This is a genomic window from Catelliglobosispora koreensis DSM 44566, assembly GCF_000379685.1.
Taxonomy (GTDB): Bacteria; Actinomycetota; Actinomycetes; order Mycobacteriales; family Micromonosporaceae; genus Catelliglobosispora; species Catelliglobosispora koreensis.
The window spans coordinates 116,547-134,335 of sequence record NZ_KB903283.1 but is presented as its reverse complement, the minus strand read 5'-3'; the positions used below and the strand labels follow the sequence as shown (position 1 = coordinate 134,335).

The 17,789-nt window shown below is 63.7% G+C and carries 18 protein-coding genes and 1 pseudogene; 10 read left to right on the top strand and 9 right to left on the bottom strand.

The features are described 5' to 3' along the window. Position 1 precedes the first annotated feature (1 nt). Positions 2-823: a carbohydrate ABC transporter permease gene (locus A3E1_RS0126305; RefSeq protein ID WP_020523777.1), complete on the top strand. Its 822-nt coding sequence runs from the start codon at positions 2-4 to the stop codon at positions 821-823. Between the two features lie 6 nt (positions 824-829). Here the strand turns inward: A3E1_RS0126305 and A3E1_RS0126300 are convergent, their stop codons facing one another. Then, positions 830-1,480, bottom strand: coding sequence for a response regulator (locus A3E1_RS0126300; protein ID WP_020523776.1), 651 nt, complete (start codon positions 1,478-1,480; stop codon positions 830-832). After that, entirely contained in the window at positions 1,477-2,652 is a 1,176-nt protein-coding gene (locus A3E1_RS42150; RefSeq protein WP_157631745.1) for a sensor histidine kinase, read from the bottom strand. Before A3E1_RS42150 ends, A3E1_RS0126300 begins: the two co-directional genes overlap by 4 nt. Before the next feature lie 100 nt (positions 2,653-2,752). Between A3E1_RS42150 and A3E1_RS0126290 the strand changes: the two are divergent. After that, a pseudogene (locus A3E1_RS0126290) lies at positions 2,753-3,433 on the top strand (ABC transporter ATP-binding protein); the annotation flags it as partial. Between the two features lie 20 nt (positions 3,434-3,453). Further along, a complete protein-coding gene (locus A3E1_RS0126285; RefSeq protein ID WP_020523773.1) occupies positions 3,454-4,218 on the top strand; it encodes an ABC transporter permease subunit in 765 nt (254 codons plus the stop codon). On the opposite strand, the gene A3E1_RS0126280 is transcribed toward A3E1_RS0126285, so the two are convergent. The 7 genes from A3E1_RS0126280 to A3E1_RS0126250 form a co-directional block, all read right to left on the bottom strand. Further along, positions 4,212-4,496, bottom strand: coding sequence for a hypothetical protein (locus tag A3E1_RS0126280; RefSeq protein WP_020523772.1), 285 nt, complete (start codon positions 4,494-4,496; stop codon positions 4,212-4,214). The two genes, A3E1_RS0126285 and A3E1_RS0126280, sit on opposite strands and share 7 nt — an antisense overlap. A gap of 63 nt (positions 4,497-4,559) precedes the next feature. Beyond that, positions 4,560-5,321, bottom strand: coding sequence for an ABC transporter permease (locus tag A3E1_RS0126275; RefSeq protein ID WP_020523771.1), 762 nt, complete (start codon positions 5,319-5,321; stop codon positions 4,560-4,562). Further along, positions 5,318-6,088, bottom strand: coding sequence for an ABC transporter ATP-binding protein (locus A3E1_RS0126270; protein WP_020523770.1), 771 nt, complete (start codon positions 6,086-6,088; stop codon positions 5,318-5,320). The genes A3E1_RS0126275 and A3E1_RS0126270 overlap by 4 nt, the downstream gene beginning before the upstream one ends. A gap of 13 nt (positions 6,089-6,101) precedes the next feature. Beyond that, complete coding sequence (locus tag A3E1_RS0126265) at positions 6,102-6,959, bottom strand: pentapeptide repeat-containing protein (protein ID WP_020523769.1); 858 nt, start codon at positions 6,957-6,959, stop codon at positions 6,102-6,104. A 15-nt stretch (positions 6,960-6,974) separates the two neighbouring features. Then, positions 6,975-7,304: a PadR family transcriptional regulator gene (locus tag A3E1_RS0126260; RefSeq protein ID WP_020523768.1), complete on the bottom strand. Its 330-nt coding sequence runs from the start codon at positions 7,302-7,304 to the stop codon at positions 6,975-6,977. Positions 7,305-7,391: 87 nt separating this feature from the next. Beyond that, positions 7,392-8,210 (bottom strand): helix-turn-helix transcriptional regulator, encoded by an 819-nt coding sequence (locus A3E1_RS45110; protein WP_020523767.1) that lies wholly within the window; start codon positions 8,208-8,210, stop codon positions 7,392-7,394. 168 nt (positions 8,211-8,378) lie between these two features. Beyond that, positions 8,379-8,771, bottom strand: coding sequence for a nuclear transport factor 2 family protein (locus tag A3E1_RS0126250; protein WP_026208860.1), 393 nt, complete (start codon positions 8,769-8,771; stop codon positions 8,379-8,381). Positions 8,772-8,986: 215 nt separating this feature from the next. Here A3E1_RS0126250 and A3E1_RS0126245 point away from each other — a divergent pair, with 215 nt between their 5' ends. The 7 genes from A3E1_RS0126245 (at position 8,987) to A3E1_RS42140 (ending at position 17,785) form a co-directional block, all read left to right on the top strand. Further along, the gene (locus tag A3E1_RS0126245) at positions 8,987-9,670 is read left to right on the top strand and encodes a FadR/GntR family transcriptional regulator (RefSeq protein WP_020523765.1); all 684 of its coding nucleotides are present in this window, start codon (positions 8,987-8,989) and stop codon (positions 9,668-9,670) included. Between the two features lie 51 nt (positions 9,671-9,721). After that, complete coding sequence (locus A3E1_RS0126240; protein WP_020523764.1) at positions 9,722-10,381, top strand: GntR family transcriptional regulator; 660 nt, start codon at positions 9,722-9,724, stop codon at positions 10,379-10,381. 85 nt (positions 10,382-10,466) lie between these two features. Further along, on the top strand, positions 10,467-13,232 hold the full coding sequence (locus A3E1_RS0126235; protein WP_020523763.1) for a glycosyl hydrolase family 95 catalytic domain-containing protein: 2,766 nt from the start codon (positions 10,467-10,469) through the stop codon (positions 13,230-13,232). A gap of 21 nt (positions 13,233-13,253) precedes the next feature. After that, positions 13,254-14,297: a sugar ABC transporter substrate-binding protein gene (locus A3E1_RS0126230; protein ID WP_020523762.1), complete on the top strand. Its 1,044-nt coding sequence runs from the start codon at positions 13,254-13,256 to the stop codon at positions 14,295-14,297. After that, positions 14,294-15,778, top strand: a complete 1,485-nt coding sequence (locus A3E1_RS0126225; RefSeq protein ID WP_020523761.1) for a sugar ABC transporter ATP-binding protein — start codon at positions 14,294-14,296, stop codon at positions 15,776-15,778. The genes A3E1_RS0126230 and A3E1_RS0126225 overlap by 4 nt, the downstream gene beginning before the upstream one ends. Continuing rightward, on the top strand, positions 15,775-16,734 hold the full coding sequence (locus tag A3E1_RS0126220; RefSeq protein WP_020523760.1) for an ABC transporter permease: 960 nt from the start codon (positions 15,775-15,777) through the stop codon (positions 16,732-16,734). Before A3E1_RS0126225 ends, A3E1_RS0126220 begins: the two co-directional genes overlap by 4 nt. A gap of 97 nt (positions 16,735-16,831) precedes the next feature. After that, the gene (locus tag A3E1_RS42140) at positions 16,832-17,785 is read left to right on the top strand and encodes a LysR family transcriptional regulator (RefSeq protein WP_020523759.1); all 954 of its coding nucleotides are present in this window, start codon (positions 16,832-16,834) and stop codon (positions 17,783-17,785) included. Positions 17,786-17,789 lie beyond the last annotated feature (4 nt).

Here is a 17,789-nt window from a genome sequence, read left to right as displayed (position 1 = left end):
CATGCAAAAGCCCACCGTCACAAAGGTCCTTTCAGCGGTCTTCATGGTCGTGATCGCTTTCACCGCGCTGTTTCCGCTGGCGTGGATGGCCATCGCGGGGTTCAAGGGCCGCGACGAAGTCCTGCGATCGCCGTTCCAGTTCTTCCCGGATGTGTGGCGCTGGCAGAACTATGTCGAGATCGCCCAAGACGAAGCGTTCTCCAAAGCCATGGTCGTCACGTTCGCTGGCGCGGCCATCTTCACAGTGTGCAGCCTGCTCGTCAACTCGATGGCGGCCTATGCCTTCGCGCGCCTGGATTTCGTGGGCAAGCAGTTCTGGTGGGTCTACTGCATCATGCCGATGTTCATCCCGATGATGGCGATCCTGCTGACGTCCTTCGTGGTCGTCGTGGAACTCGGCATGCTCAACACCATGGCCGTGCTCATCATCCCCGGTGTCGCGTCATCGTTTCAGATGTTCTTCCTGCGCCAGTTCTATCTCAACTACCCCTTGGCGGTGGAAGAAGCGGCCCTCGTCGACGGGGCGAGCCGGTGGAAGATCTACACCACCATCTTCTTGCCGCAGTCCAAGGCGCCGTTCGTGGTCGTGGGCATCGCGTCGTTCCTGGCCTACTGGAACTCTTATGTGTGGCCGGTTCTGACCATCACCGACCCGGATCTGATGCAGATCATGCAACTGCTGGGGACTTTCCGTTCAGATCGCGGCAACGACTGGGGCATGCTGATGGCAGGGTCCACTTTGGCGGCTTTGCCGACCATCGTGCTCGTGCTCATCTTCCAGCGCTACATCGTCAATGGCGTGCGCATCGCGGGCATGAAGTAGCCGTGTTCACGAGGTGAGACCGGCTTCGCGGGCCAGCAGCGCCACCTGGACGCGGTTGGCGCAGCCGAGCTTGGCGAGGATCCGGCTGACATAGGTCTTGATGGTCGGCTCGCTCATGTGCAGGCTGCGCCCAATGTCGGCATTGGACATTCCCTGAGCGATGAGCCGCAGCACGTCGTGTTCACGGGCGCTGAGGATCGCGAGACGGTCCGCGGCATCCGTGCGCCGGTGCGTGGCGGCCGGGTTTACCCATCCCAGCAACATCCGTGTGACGGCGGGGGAAAGGTAGGCGTCGCCGTCGTGAGCCGCTCGCACGGCGCGAATCAGCTCATCGGGCGTGCAGTTCTTCAGCAGGAACCCGGACGCGCCGTTTTCCAGCGCCCGCATGACATTGGGCTCGGCGCCAAACGAGGTGAGCATCAGCACCTTGGTCGCCGGTGCGGTGCTCCGCAACGCTTCTAGTGCGCCAAGCCCGTCCAGGCCCGGCATCTTGATGTCAATCACGGCAACGTCTGGCTTGTGGAAGCGGGACTGCTCGACGACAGCCGTGCCACTGTCCGCCTCAGCGACAACTTCGATATCGGTGGCGGACTCAAGCACGGTGCGGACTCCCGCGCGGATCAGCGGCTCGTCATCGGCGATAAGCACCCTGATCACGACTTCACGCCCATCACCAGGCTCGCTTGGAGCAAACCGAAAATGAGGAAGGCGACCGCTATCCCGACGGTCACGAGCCGTCGCCGTCCAGTGCGGGGCTCTTCGGCGGCAGGTTGCGGCGGCACGGGAAGCATGGCGGCGAGCCGGAACTGGCCGTCATGCAGGCGGTGGTCGAGGAAGCCGCCCGCTAGGCTGACCCGCTCGCTCAGGCCAAGCAGACCATGCCCGGCCGTCGCCCGTTGCGGCGCACCGGGCGGGCTGGGGTTGGCCACCGTCACGATGAGCGCATCGGGCTCCCACGCCACCTCCACGGTGACCGGTTGTCCCGGAGCATGTTTGGCCGCGTTGGTCAGGCCCTCCTCGACAACCCGGTAGGCGGACTCCTCACAACCGGGCAGCACCGTCCTGACGGAACCGTGCTGGTGCAAGGTAACCGGCACGCCGGAAGCCCGGATCTGAGCCACCAGCGATGGAATCGCCGCGATCGCCCGTGACGGCGACAAGGGTGCCAAGCCATCGGTGCGCAGGGCACCGATCAGCTCGTAAAGCTCATCCATCGCGCTTCGGGCCGAGCCCGCCAGATTCTGGATGGCGGCACGTTGCCGCGAGGGAAGGCCGGCGACTTCTAACGCCGCTGCCTGCACCGAGACCAGGCTGAGCCGGTGACCCAGCGAGTCGTGCATGTCGCGGGCGATGCGCAGCCGCTCGCGCAAGCGCTCTTGCTCGGCAAGGATTTCCTGGCCTTGCCGGAGCTGACGGTTGTTGTCCTCCAGCGATTCCACGAGCCGCCGGTGCTGAGCGACGTAACGGCCCGCGACCACAGGCAGCACTACAAACGCCAGCAGCATCAGGTCGGGCTTGCCCGCCAGCATCACCAGCTGACCGGCCACCGCGCCCGTGATGGCGCCAATCACGGCGACCGTTTCGATGCGCGAAACGACCGCTCGCCCGGCGTGCCAGCCGGCGAACAGCAGGAGGACATAGCCGGGCCCGGCCAGCGACATCAACACCAACGCGGCGACAAACGCCACGCTCGCCGAGCGGAAACTGAGCAAGACGATGAGCGCGACGGCGAGTCCATAGAACGCCGCCTCTGTCCACTCCGGACGCAAAGCGAAGCCAAGCGCGATCTCGCTGAGGACCACACCGGCGCGAATCAGATACCGGGCCACCTTCAGCAGGCTACTGCGGACCAGGGGCAACTTTGGTATCGGCCAGAGACGACTTTTGGCGACTGCGGTGGCGCCGCCACGGCTTCTAGCGTGAAGCACTGTGATCGACATTCGGCACCTCACGAAACGGTACGGCCGCACGCTCGCCGTCGACGACCTGAGCTTCACCGTTAAGCCTGGCCACGTGACCGCCTTCCTCGGGCCTAACGGGGCAGGCAAATCCACCACGATGCGGCTCATGTTAGGGCTCGACTGGCCAACCCACGGCGAGGCTCTCATCGACGGCGAGCGTTATGAACGCTTGCGCCATCCGTTGCACCGCGTTGGCGCGATGCTGGAAGCGCGGTCGATGCACGGCGGGCGCACTGGGTACCACCATTTGCTTTGGATGGCACAAAGCAATCGCCTCCCCAAAGCGCGAGTGAACCGCGTCGTAGAGATGGTCGGCTTGCAGGACGCGGCCCACCGTCGCGTGAGCGGCTACTCCCTGGGCATGACCCAGCGGCTCGGCATCGCGGCCGCACTACTGGGCGACCCACCTGTGCTCCTGCTTGACGAGCCGGTCAATGGGCTGGACCCCGAAGGCATCGTGTGGATTCGGCACCTGCTGAAGGACTTGGCCGCCGAAGGCCGGACCGTCTTCGTTTCCAGCCATTTCATGGCCGAGACCGCGCTGACCGCCCAGCATCTCATCGTGATTGGGCGGGGCCGGCTACTGGCCGACACCACCGTCGCGGAACTGGCCGGTCAGGCGGGTTCGCTTGAGGAAGCCTTTATCCGGCTGACCGCGGGAGGGCCGCGATGACATCAATTCTCCTGTCGGAGTGGACGAAGATCCGGACCGTGCGCTCTACGGTGTGGACACTGCTGCCCACGCTGTTGTTCAGCCCGGCCATCGCCTTCCTCGCGGGGCGCAGCTTCAGCGACTCACTCGCGGGACGGCCGCGCGATTTCGATCCGCTGTTCGCGACCTTCTACAGCCTCACCCTGGGGCAGCTCGGGGTCGCCGTGTTTGGCGTGCTGGTGATCGGCTCGGAACACTCGACCGGGGCCATCAGGTCGGCGCTGATGGCCGTGCCGCAGCGAGGAAAGCTTTACCTGGCAAAGGTTTGCGCGATCATCTTAGTCATGCTCGGCATCTCGGCGGTGACCGCGGTCGCGACGTTCTTCGCGGCTCAAGCAGGCCTTGGGCCCCATAAAGTCACGCTTGGCGCCGACGGTGTGCCGGAGGCTTTGATCGGGGCGGTGCTCTATTTGACGATGATCTGCTTGCTAGCCACCGGATTGACGGCGACGCTGCGCAGTTCGATTGCCGCGCTGGTGATTCTGCTGCCGTTACTATTTCTCGGTGGCGCCGGCCTGGGCAACATTCCGCAAATCAAAGACTTCGCTCAGTACTTGCCGGATCAGGCCGGGATGGTCATCTTGCACCTGACGGTGCCCGACCATCCGCAGTTTGGCCGCGACTATGGCCCGTGGACCGGTCTGGGCATCATGGCCCTGTGGACTCTCGCGGCCTTGCTCGGCGGCCTGTTCACGTTGCGCCGCCGCGATGCCGTTCACTGACCGGCCGCCCAGGCGGCGTCGAAGCGGTCTACGACAACGAGAAACGTTTCGCCCCAGCCGCTGCTGATGGCGACTTCCTGGATCGGGCCGGTCGGGGCGAAAAGCACTCGCAGCATCAAGGGTGCGTGGCCGGTCGACTGGATCTCGGTCACGATGGCGTCTATCTCTTCAAGTGCCGCGTCATTGTCGAGAAACGACGACCAGCTGTAGTCGTTGTCCGGCTGCGCTAGCAGCTCGCGTATCTCGGCCAGCACCGTGAGCATCGCCGCGACATCCATCGGCGAAGAATAGCCGGAACTGGCCGCCCGGGCATTCCCCAGGCGGCCAGTTCCGTTGGTACATCAGGCGATCTTGCGGCGGTAGGTCCTCATGGCGAACAGGTAGGCCACGATGAGGATGCCGGCGCACCAGGCGACGGCGGTCCAGATGCCGTTGCCGACGGGTTGCTGTTCCAGCAATGCCCTGAGGGTGTTGACGATCGACGTGACCGGCTGGTTTTCCGCGAACGCCTTCACCGGGCCCGGCATCGTCGCCGTGGGGACAAAAGCCGAGCTAAGGAAGGGCAAGAAAATGAGTGGGTACGAGAAAGCGGTCGCACCGTCCGTTGTGGACGCCGCCAATCCGGCGATCATCGCCACCCAGGTGAGCGCGAGGGTGAACAGGATCAGGATCCCGGCGATGGCGAGCCAAGCCAGCACCCCGGCCGAGGACCGGAATCCCATGAGCAGCCCCACGATGATGATGACCACGACGGAGATGGCGTTGGACACCAGCGACGTCAGCACGTGTCCCCATAGGACAGACGATCGTGCGATGGGCATGGAGTGGAACCGTTCGAAGATGCCGCTTTGCATATCGTTGAACAGCCGGAAACCCGTGTAGGAAATGCCACTGGCGATGGCGATCAGCAGGATGCCAGGCATCAGATAGTTGGTGTAGTTGTCGGTGTTGGACTGGATGGCACCACCGAACACGTAACGGAACAGCAGCATGAACGCGATCGGCATGATCGTGACGGTGATGATGGTGTCCATGCTGCGGGTGACGTGGCGGATCGAGCGGTTGAGCATCACACCGGTGTTGCTGAAGACATGTGCGCTCATGACCGCGCCTCCTTGTTGCCAACGATCGCGAGGAAAATCTCTTCTAGGGTGGGTTGCCGTTCCACGAGTTCGGCCTTCGCGGGCGGCAGCAGCTGGCGCAGTTCCGTTAACGTGCCGTTGACGATGATGGTGCCCTGGTGCAGGATCGCGATGCGGTCGGCCAGCTTCTCTGCCTCTTCCAGATATTGCGTGGTGAGAAGGATGGTTGTTCCTTTGCCCGCAAGGCTTTGGATCTCTTCCCACACTTCGATGCGTGCCTCCGGGTCGAGCCCGGTGGTGGGCTCGTCGAGGAAGATGACCGGCGGGTCGCCGATCAGGCTCATGGCGATGTCGAGCCGGCGGCGCATGCCACCGGAGTAGGTCGCCACCCGGCGGCCGCCCGCTTCGGTCAGGCTGAAGCGCTGGAGCAGGTCGTGGGCGACCCGGCCAGAGTTCTTAACCTGCCGCAGTTTGGCGACCATAATCAAGTTCTCGCGGCCGGTGAGGATCGGGTCGACCGCGGCGAACTGCCCGGTCAGGCTGATTGATTCGCGAACCTGCTCCGGCTGGGCCAGCACGTCGAATCCGCTCACGTTAGCGGTGCCGCTGTCCTGCTTGAGCAGAGTGGAAAGGATGCGCACGACAGTCGTTTTGCCGGCGCCGTTGGAGCCGAGCAGGGCGAAAATGCTTCCGCTGGCCACGGAGAAATCCACGCCTTTGAGGACCTGAACCTTGCCGTAAGACTTGTGCAATCCCTTGATGTGGATGGCGAGGGGTGGGGCTTGCATCTGTCGTGTCTCCTTATTCGACGATCACGTTGGCGGGCTCTACGCCGAAGCCCTTAAGGGCGGCGAAGGTGAGTTTGTCCATGCGCGCGCCCTCGAAGTTCACGGTGCGCAAAGCTTTGTAGTACTTGCGGCTCCAGCCACGAAACGAGCAGTCGCGCAAAGTCGCGCCCCGCATCGAAACGCCTTCGAGACCTGCCCTGTCGAACTTCACCCCGGTGAAGCTCGCGCCGTCGAAGTTGAGGCCACGCAGGTCGGAGATGGAAAAGTCCACGCCGGTGAAAGTGCAGCGTTCGAAGATGGTGCGGCGCAGCTCAGTGGTGCGGAACTTGACGTCAACGAGTGCGGAGTCAGCGAAGACGACACCGTCCAATCCGGACGTGCTGAAGTCGGTGCGCACCAGGCGTGCCCGCCGGAACGTTGAGTTCTTCAGCTCGGCGGTCGTCAGGACCGCGTCGGTCAGGTTGGCACCGTCGAAGTTCGTGTCGGTTAGGTCGCTGCTCTTGAACTTGCTGCCGGTGAGATCGGCGTTGGAAAAGTTGGAACCGCGCAGTGCGCTCGTGCCAAACTTTCCGCCGCGAGCGGAGACTCCCGCGAAGTCGGTTCCCTCTAGTGCGCTGGAGTCGAATCGCGTGACCACTTGCCGCTCGAGAACCCGTGACAGGCTGGAGACCTCTTGCACGGTTTCCTCGATGTCGCCGATGCTGTCGACCGTCATCTCGAAGGCCGTTGCTTCGTCCTTGCCTTCGGCGCGCAGGTCGCGGTAACGCTCTTGCAGGTCCGCGAGCAGGTCAGCCTTGAGTTCGCTGACGCTCTTCGTGCCTTCGTAGGCAGCGAACACGCCATCGACGTACTCGTTGATTTTGTCGTTCATTGGTTTCCTCGCCCCTTAAAGCAATGTGTCCAGCACGCGCTTGGCGTACTCCCAGTTGGTCTTATTGCGCGTGTAGGTCGCTTTGCCTTTTTCCGTGATACGGAAGTATTTGCGCCGTCCACCCTGGGTTTCGTCGCCCCAGTACCAGGTGATGTCGCCATCGGCCTCCAGGCGCCGGACGCTGGAATACATCGTGGCTTCCTTGAGTTCGTATTCGCCCTGTGAGCGTTCGGCGATCAGCTTGACGATCTCGTAGCCATACCGATCCGCTTCCGCCAGCAACCGCAAGATCATCGTGTCGGTATTGCCGCGAAGCAGATCGGAAGTGACCTTGCTTGAGCTCATATGCGCACCTCCAAGGACCAATGTAGGTCGAGGTACTGTGACTGTCAAGGTAATCTGAGACACACGGTATGGCGATGAGTGTGGTACCTATTGGTCGTGTCTGAGGGCGGCGCGCAGGGCTGAGGGGACTTCGCCGTGGTAGCGGCGGATCGTTCGGGCCAGGTGGGCGTGATCGGCGAAGCCGTGAGCCGCAGCCAGCTCTGCCAGCGAGCCGGTGTTCGCCGTGAAGTCTTCGAGCACCGCCCGCACGCGTAGCTCGGTGCGGTAAGACGACAGCGTGCGGCCCGTTTCGCGCCGGAAGACGCGGCTGAGGTGGTGCGGTGAAGAGCCCACGAGCTGAGCGAGCTCGTCCATGCCAATGCTCAGGTTTCCTTCGTAGGCAAGGGCTTCCTGTGTCCTGGCGGCAAGCCTGCGGTGAGCGGCCCGTGTTTGCAGGGGATCGGAGCAGGTGGGTCTTTCGACACGGGTAGGTAGTTCTTCCAGCAGGAGCGTCAGTAGTTCATGCTCTGCGAAGGGATCCTCACTTCGGGCACACGCCGCGAGCAGCGCCCGGTGGCGCATGTCCAATGTGGTGTTAATGGGCACGGCCCAGCCCACCGCGCGTTCCGCACCCTCGACCTGATCGCCGTAGGCCTCGGGAGTCAGCTGCAAAAGGGTGTAGCGGTAGGCGAGCTTTCCGGGGTGCCGAAACCTCTCTTCGACCCCTGGGCGCACAAAGTGCCCGGTCGTCGCGTCCAAGAATTCCTGCCGGCCCTCAGCATCGCGGTAGAAGCCGCCCGATCGCAGTAGGCATATTCCGGTGAGCGTCTCCAAGCTGTAGTCCGACCAGCGGCCATCGTCCCGTTCGTAGTGGGAGATGTCGACGATTTTCGCTCCAGAATTGGCGATTGGGTGCTCCCATCGCATAAACACCGGTGAATCATCTCGCGGCGGTCATGTTTCGCAAAGAGGAATACGCAGCCGGTGCGATTGAGCACGAATGTTCAAGCCAGATGCCAGCGACGTTAGGTGAACTAGGTGCGGATGGCGGTGCCTGTCGCCAACGGGGGCAGGCAGGCCTGCCATCTGTGCTGGCTAGGCGCGGCCCCAGAAGGCGTCTTCGGCGGGCTGGTCGCCGGAGAAGAGCCACATCTCGACGATGGTGCCGTCTTTGAACCGCATGACGTCGACGCCATCCTGGCTCATCGAGGCGCCGTCGCGCTGGCCGGTGAAGTGGATGGTCGCGGCGACCATGTCGCCGTTGCTCAGCACGGAGTTGACCTGATCGATGGCAAACGTGCCGTTGCTGAGCTGCATCATTTGGCCGATCATGCCGAAGACGGCGTCGCGTCCCTTCAGCTCGCCGGAGAAGCGGTTGGCTCCAGGCTGGTGCCAGAGCACGTTTTCGTCGATGAGTTCTCCGAGCCGGGCCATGTTTCCTTCTTGTACCGCCCGAAAGTAGTCCCGTGCGAGGTCAGCGTTGCTCATGTTCCCGAACGTAGCTTGTCAGAGGCACCCAAAGGCCAGGAATCGCGATCTCCCCATAGGCGAGGAGGCACACTGCGTGACGGTGAACATCCTATGTAATGAGAACTGATAGTAAGTTTGACTGCCGAGGAGGCGGTGCGGTGGCATGGATAGATCCTACGATTTTCTCGTTTGTGGACTGTCAGGCAACGCTTTGTGACGGCTATGGTTCCCGCATGGCGCTCACCGACGAAGCGATTGAACGCATCAAGGCAATGATCGTGTCGGGTGAGCTGAAGCCGGGGGACAGGCTGCCTAAGGAGGTCGACCTCGCCGAGCGGCTGGGCCTGTCCCGCAACTCGCTGCGTGAGGCGGTCCGGGCACTTTCGCTGATCCGCGTGCTGGACGTAAGGCAGGGCGACGGAACCTATGTCACGAGCCTGCAGCCGGAAGTGCTGCTGGACACCGTCGCGTTTGTCCTGGACTTTCATCGCAACGACAGCGTCTTGCACCTGCTGGAGGTGCGGCGGATTCTCGAACCGGCCGCGACCGCGATGGCGGCGCAATATATGAGCGACGAGGACATCAAGGCCCTGGCTGGCCCGCTTGAGGTGATGGAAGCGGCCACCGATCCCGACGCGATGATCGCCGCGGACCTTGAGTTTCACCGGCGGATCGCGGCAGGGTCAGGCAACCGCGTGCTCGCGTCGTTAGTGGACAGTCTGTCGATGCCGACCAAGCGAGCGCGGTTGTGGCGGCGCAAGACTCAGCCCGAAGCGGCTGAGCGGACGCGTGAACAGCACCTTGCCATTCATCAGGCGCTGACCGTGCGTGACGTTGAGGCGGCCCGGTCCTGGGCGGCGGTGCATGTCGCTGGAGTGGAGGATTGGCTCCGGCTGGCCTTAGCCAGCGACAACTGATCATATAGGATATCCAGCAAATGTTGCCCCGCAAGTCGGAAGGTTCTCGGCGTGGACGTTCCGCGGTTGCGTCGCTCGACGCTGAGCGATGACGTGTATGAGGCGGTTACCGCCTTGATAATGGAGCACGCGCTCGCGCCGGGGGATCGCATCAATATCGACGCGCTCGCCCGGGAGCTCGAAGTCTCACCAACTCCCTTACGGGAGGCATTGGCACGGCTGGAATCCGATGGGCTGGTGCGCAAGCGGCCGCTCGCCGGATACACCGTTAGCCCGCTGCTCACCAGGCAAGAGTTCATGAACATGTTCGACATGCGCCTGGTGCTTGAGGGCGCGGCTGCCCGGTGGGCCGCTGAGCGGGCTAACAAGACAGAGCGAACGGCACTCGTGCGTTCGGCGCAGGCCGTGCCCGAGGCGGGCGACGCTAACTGGCGCTCACACGCGAAGTTCACGAACAGCGACGCCAGCTATCACGATCAGATCGCGGCTGCGGCGGGCAATCCACTGCTGCGGGACTCCATCACCCGCCTGCATGCCCATTTGCATATCCACCGGCTCTTTTTCCCGTACGCCAAAGCCGGCTCCACAGCCGAGGAGCACCTGCGTATCGCCCAGGCCATCAGTGCAGGGCAGCCCGATTTCGCCGAGTCAGCGATGCGTGAGCACCTGATCCGCGCGCGGGAACGTCACCTCACCGTATTCGATTCGTAAGACTGGTTATCCATTGACGCGTGTGAAGCACGCGTGCCATCATCTCGAAAATATCCTATAGGATTCGACGAGACTGGTGGTTTGAATGCCGTCCCGCAATCACCTCCTTGCTCTGCTGTCCACGGCCGCTCTCGCAGCGGCCAGCCTTACCGCTTTGACGCCCGGTTCAGCTACGGCCGCCTTCGTGCCCGGCGATCCGTACACGCTCTGGTATGACGAAGCGGCCACCGACTGGGAGTCCCGTGCCCTGCCCATCGGCAACGGTGCGCTGGGCGCGATGGTGTTTGGCGGCCTGGCCACCGAGCACGTGCAGTTCAACGAGAAGACTTTGTGGACCGGCGGGCCCGGGTCGCCGGGATATGACTTCGGCAACTGGACTTCGCCCCGGCCGACAGCGATAGCCGACGTTCAGTCCACCATCGACAGCCAGGGCAAGATGTCGCCTGACGCGGTGACCAGCAAGCTTGGCCAGCCCCGTACCGGATATGGCGCCTACCAGACGTTCGGCGACCTGTGGCTCGATGTCGCGGGCACGAGTGGCGCCTCGGGATACCGGCGCTATCTCAATCTCGCCGATGCGACCGCCGGCGTGACTTACGCGGCCTCGGGAGTCACGTACAACCGGGAGTACCTCGCCTCCTTCCCGGCCGGTGTCATCGCCGGGCGGCTTTCCGCCACATCGGCCGGGAAGGTCTCCTTCACGCTTCGGGTGTCCTCACCACGCGCGGATCAGACGGTGTCAGTCGCCAACGGGCGGCTAACCATCCGGGGAGCCTTGGCTAACAACGCAATGACGTTTGAGGCGCAGATTCAGGTGCTGACCACCGGCGGCACGAGGACTGACGGGACCGACCGGATCACGGTGTCCAATGCGGACAGTGCGGTGTTCTTGCTCAGCGCGGGCACGAATTACGCCGACACCTATCCGGGCTACCGTGGCTCCGATCCGCATTCAGCCGTGACGTCCAAAGTGGACGGTGCCGTGGCCCAGGGCTGGAACGCTTTGCGGGCAGCGCACGTCAGCGACCATCAAGCGCTGTTCAACCGGGTCAAGCTTGACGTCGGCGCGACGATGCCGATGCAGGCGACCGACGATCTGCGTGCCGCCTACACGGGTGGAACCAGCGCCGCTGACCGCGCGCTGGAGCAGCTGTTCTTCCACTATGGCCGCTATCTGCTGATTGCGTCGTCGCGGCCAGGATCGTTGCCGGCCAACCTGCAGGGCGTGTGGAACAACTCCACCGGCCCGCCGTGGTCGGCTGACTATCACACCAACATCAACCTTCAAATGAACTACTGGCCCGCTGAAGTCGCGAACCTCAGTGAGACAGCCGAACCGCTGACCCGTTTCGTTGAGGCGCTGCGCGCGCCGGGCGAACGCACCGCCACGGAGATGTTCGGCAGCCGGGGATGGGTGGTGCACAACGAAACCAACCCGTTCGGCTTCACCGGCGTACACGACTGGTCGACCTCCTTCTGGTTCCCCGAAGCCGCGGCGTGGCTGACGCAGCATCTCTACGACCACTACCGGTTCACCGGCGACCTGACCTACCTGAGGAACCGGGCCTACCCGCTGATGAAGAGCGCGGCCCAGTTCTGGCTCGACAACCTGCACACCGACCCGCGCGATGGCAAACTCGTTGTCTCACCGAGCTATTCGCCCGAGCACGGTGACTTCTCCGCCGGTGCGGCGATGTCGCAGCAGATCGTGTGGGACCTGTTCACCAGCACGATCGAAGCCGCCGCCCTGGTTCCCGACACGGCGTTTCGCGATGAGCTCGTTACGGCGAAGAACCGGCTCGATCCTGGCACCCGGGTCGGAACGTGGGGCCAGCTGCAGGAGTGGAAGACCGACTGGGATGGGCAGACCGACACCCACCGGCACGTCTCACACCTGTTCGCGCTGCACCCCGGGCGGCAGGTCCAGCCGGGCACGACGTTTGGCAACGCGGCCAAGGTGTCGCTGAACGCCCGCGGCGACGGTGGCACCGGCTGGAGCAAAGCCTGGAAAATCAACTTCTGGGCCCGGCTGCGCGACGGCGACCATGCCCACAAGATGCTCAGCGAGCAGCTCAAGTCGTCCACCTTGGCCAACCTCTTTGACACGCACCCGCCGTTTCAGATCGACGGAAACCTCGGCGCGACCTCGGGCGTGGCCGAGATGCTGCTCCAATCGCACACCGGCACCGTGGACGTCCTGCCGGGTCTGCCCGCCGCGTGGCCTTCCGGTTCCGTGAGCGGATTGCGGGCACGCGGCAACATCGGCGTCGACGTGTCGTGGCAGAACCGTTCGGCACGGGTCATCACGCTCGCCACGGGCAAGGCTGGCTCGGTCGCGGTGCGCAACACGATGTTCACCGGTGCCTTTACCTTCGTTGACATCGCCACCGGAGCCGCGGTGCCGGTGACGCGCAACGGCGACACCATCACCTTTACCGCACAGGCGGGCCGAAGCTATCGCGCCACCGCGACGTCGAGCTCAGGCAACATTCGCGGTGTCGCGAGTGGACGGTGCGCCGACATCCCGGGCGCCAACACGACCGATGGCACTCAGCTTGTCCTATGGGACTGTCACAGCGGAGCCAACCAGACCTGGTCTCAGCAGGCCGACCGCACCATTCGCGCGATGGGCAAGTGTTTGACCGCCGCTTCGCCGAACGATGCCGCCCCGGTAACGATCAGCACCTGCACCGGCTCGGCCGGTCAGCTCTGGTCCTACCTGCCCGCCACGCAACAACTTCAAGCACATGGCAAGTGCCTCGATGCCTTCGGCGGCGCGACAGCCAACGGCACCAAGCTGATCCTTTGGCCGTGCCACACGGGTGCGAATCAGAAATGGATCCTTCCCTAGAAACAGATCAGGAGACCCTTCATGAGGACCAGGTCCATCGTTACCGCGGTGCTAACCGCTGGGGCCTTAGCATTTTCCGGATGCAATAGCGCGAGCCCATCTGACAGCGGCAAACCGCTTGCCGGAGTTGACTTCCCGCGTTCTGACTCCGACTTCTGGAACTCCTACATCAAATATGTTCCGCAAGAGGCGACAGGACTGGGCCTGGAGCTGAAGACGACCAACTCGGAAAACGACGTGGCGAAACTGACCGCTAACGTGCAGGCGCTGACAAGCCAGGGAGTCAAGGGCGTCGTGATGGCACCGCAGGACACCGCCGCCATCGCCCCGACGCTGAGTCAGCTTAAGAGCAAGAACATTCCTGTGGTCACCGTGGACACCCGTCCGGACGTAGGTGAGGTGTTCATGGTGGTGCGCGCCGACAACCGTGCCTACGGCACGAAAGCCTGTGAGTTCCTGGGTCAAAAGCTTGGTGGCGCTGGGAAAGTGGCCATGCTCCAGGGCGATCTGGCGTCCATCAACGGCCGCGACCGCACCGAGGCCTTCAACGAGTGCATGAAGGCCAAGTTTCCGAAGATCGAAGTGTTCGGCTTGGCGACGGACTGGAAGGGCGACGTCGCGGCGAACAAGCTGCAGACCACGATCGCCGCTCACCCTGACCTGAAAGGCATCTACATGCAGGCGGGCGGGGTGTTCCTGGCGCCGACGCTGCAGGTGCTCAAGCAGAAGAGCATGCTGGTGCCGCCAACCGACGCCAAGCACGTGTTCATCGTTTCCAACGACGGCATCCCGCAGGAACTCAAGGCCATCGCGGCCGGGGAGATCGACGCGACCGTCTCGCAGCCAGCGGACCTTTACGCGAAATACGCGCTGTTCTACTTGAAGGCCGCGATCGAAGGCAAGACGTTCCAGCCCGGCGCGACTGACCACCAGTCCACCATCATCCAGGTCCGCCCAGGGGTGCTGGAGGATCAGCTGCCGGCCCCGCTGGTGACCGCCGATGGCGCGTTCCCTGGTTCGGTTAAGGCCGCCGACCCGGCACTGTGGGGGAACCAGATCAAGTGAGCGCACGCATGCCTGCCGCGGCCGCCGAGTCAGTGTCCAAGCGCTTCGGGGTGACCGTCGCGCTGGATCAGGTGTCGATGCAAGTAGTGCCAGGCGAAATCCACGCCCTGGTCGGACGCAACGGCGCGGGTAAGTCCACTTTGGTCTCCCTGCTGACCGGACTGCAAGCCCCGGATGCCGGGACCGTGAGTTTTGACGGTGTGCCCGCGCCACCGGTCGCCGACCGGGCCGGGTGGCGGTCGCGTGTGGCGTGCGTGTACCAAAAGAGCACCGTTATCGGAGAGCTGTCGGTCGCGGAGAACGTCTTCCTCAACCGGCAGCCTCGCCGTCGCGGGCTGATCGGCTGGAAGGCCATGCGCGAGCAGGCGCAGGAACTGCTTGCGGCGTGGGGTGTTCAGGTCGAGGTCAGCCAGCCCGCCTCCGCGCTTCCCGTCGAGCAGCGCCAGCTCGTGGAAATCGCCCGTGCGCTGTCCTACGGCTCGCGGTTCATCATCCTCGATGAGCCGACCGCTCAGCTGGACGCCGACGCGATCAGTGGACTGTTCGCCAAGATGGCCGCTCTCAAGAGCCAGGGCGTCACGTTTCTTTTCATCAGCCACCATCTCGCAGAGGTTTACCAGATCTGTGACACGGTCACGGTTTTGCGCGATGCGCGGCATGTGCTCACGGCTCCGGTTTCTGACGTGTCGCAAGCGCAACTCGTCGCGGCGATGACCGGCGAGGCGACGTCACTGCTCGCACCACCGGGCAACCGTGCGCGCGTGGAGCGCAGCGGAGTACCAGCGTTGAAGGTTGTTGAATTGGATGGCCTGTCGCTGGAGATCGCGGCTGGGGAAATCGTTGGGCTGGCTGGATCCGGCAGCTCCGGCAAGATGACCGCGGCCGAAACCATCGTGGGATTGCGCAAGGCAGCCAGCGGAACTGTCTACGTTGGACAAAGAAAGCTGCGCCCCGGTAGCGTTCCTGACGCGCTGAGCGCGGGAATCGGTTTCGTGCCGCAGGACCGGCATCGCGAAGGTCTCGTGGCCGGGCTATCTGTCGCTGAGAACGCGACAATGACGGTTCCGGAGAAGTTGGGCCGGGCGGGCTTCCTCAGCGCCAAGCGTCGCGATCAGCTCGGTACTGAAGCGATAGAAGCCTTTGATATCAAGGCATCCGGGCCAGAGCAACCCGTCGCCGATCTGTCCGGCGGCAACCAGCAAAAGGTCGTCATGGCTCGCGCCATGGCCAACGATCCGTCCGTGCTGGTGCTGCTTCAGCCGACGGCCGGCGTCGATGTGCGCGCGAAAGAAACTCTGCTGGCCGCGGCAACCCAAGCCGCCGCAAGAGGAGCGGGGGTGCTGATCGTGTCGGACGACCTCGACGATCTGCGCCCGGCCGACCGGGTCATCGTCCTTTACAAGGGCACCATCGTGGACGAAATGCCGCGCGGCTGGCACGACCACACCCTCATCGCCGCGATGGAAGGAGTGACGGCATGAAACTGGCCCGGCTGCGCGATCTCGCGCTGATCCCGGCGATCATCGCCATCGCCGTGGTCGGCTATCTGGTCAATCCGGTGTTTCTCAACAGCGAAAACCTCATCAATGTACTGCAGCAGCAGTCAGAGATCTCGTTACTCGTGCTGGCGCAGGCACTCGTGCTCATCGCCGGCCGGATGGACCTGTCGCTGGAGTCGACGTTTGGCCTGGCTCCCGGTGTGGCTGCGTGGCTGGTGCTCGCCCCGGGCATCACGCACGGTCTCGGCATCTTGCCGCCTGGGCTGGCCATCCCGGTCACGCTCGCGGCCGGTGTCGTCATTGGACTGATCAACGGCCTGCTGATCGTGCGCTTTCAGCTCAACGGTTTCATCGTCACGCTGGGCATGCTGATCGTGCTGCGTGGCCTGCTCACTGGCATTAGCGATGGCAAGACCTTCTTCAACTTGCCTGAGTCGATGCTTTACCTGGGCAATGCCGTGTGGATCGGGCTGCCCGCTTCGATCTGGCTGTCGCTCATCCTGTTCACGGCGTTCATCGTCATCGCGGGCTACACCCGGTTTGGCCGTTCGCTGTATGCGATTGGCGGCAACGCCGACGCGGCTCGTGCGGCCGGCATCCGGACCGACCGTGTCTTGTGGACAGTGCTCATCCTCGCCGGTTTGCTTGCCGCGCTTGGTGGTCTGCTGCTGACCGGGCGGCTCGCCTCGGTTGCCGCCGCGCAAGGCCAGGGTGCGATCTTCACGGTCTTCGCCGCCGCCGTCATCGGTGGCGTCAGCCTCAACGGTGGCAAGGGGACGATCTTTGGCGCGTTCACGGGAATTCTGCTGCTGTATCTGGTGCAAAACGTGCTTACGCTCGGCGGAGTGCCAGCGCAGTGGATTGGTGCCCTCAACGGTGCCATCATCCTGATCGCGCTGATGCTCGCCCGGGTGACGTCTGGCCGGGCTCAGGAGTAGGCATTTGCCTACGTATGGACGCCGGCCCATCCCCGGAACGGACATTTCTGGCCTGCGCGCTGGTCAGGGGGTCTTGAGCCCGGCATAACATTCGCGTATGCGCGAGCTGGATCTGCGCCATTTGCGCGTGATCTGCACGATCGCAGGTGTGGGGAGCTTGAGCCGGGCGGCAACTCAGCTCGGCCTCTCTCAGCCTGCGCTCACCGCCCTCCTGCACCGCATCGAGCAGCGAATCGGTGGTGACCTGTTTACGCGCTCCAGCCAGGGAGTGAAGCCCACCGAGCTGGGGCGCGTTGTGCTCTGTCAGGCGCAGGTGGTGCTGACAGAAATGGAAAACCTGAACGAATGCGTCATCAGGCAGCAGCGCGACGCTGATGTGGTGCGCATCGTCGGCTACTCCGGTCCGCTGCTAACGGCCTTCAGCGCCCGGCTGGGCAAGGAACTCGACACTCGCGTAGAGGTGACCGGAGAGAATTCGGTTACCGGCATTTGCCAAAAGGTCCTCGACGGCCTTGATTTTGGGCTTCTCGCGGCGCACGAACAGTTTGCCGCGCCGATCCCGCAGACCTTGCAGCGTCAGCTGATCGCAGACGAACCCCTATGCATCGCCATCCCGTCTAGCCACCAGTTAGCGGTGCAGGACATCGTTTATCTCAAAGACCTCGCTGAAGAGGACTGGATTTTCTGCCCCGACCCAGATGACGATGGCCTCAACACCGTCTTGCTCCGCGCGTGCGCGGCGGCGGGGTTCGCTCCGCGTTTCACGCACTTCGCTGAAGGCTCGGCGCTGGCCCGCGATCTGGTCGCGGCCGGCACTGTTGGCTTGTTCCAGGGCATCGCCCAGCGCGGCGACCCCCGCGTGGCTTTCCGCCCACTGGCGGGCGACCCGGTCCGGGCCCAGATTCGGCTCGTGTGGCGGCCAGAGGCCAGGAACGCCGAGCGCGTCTGTGACGCGATGACCGCGGCCTACCACGATGTGCTCGGTGCTATGTCTAAGGCCGACAGACTGGCCTTGCAAACAAAGCTTCCGCAGAAGGCCGGGGTGGCATAACGTC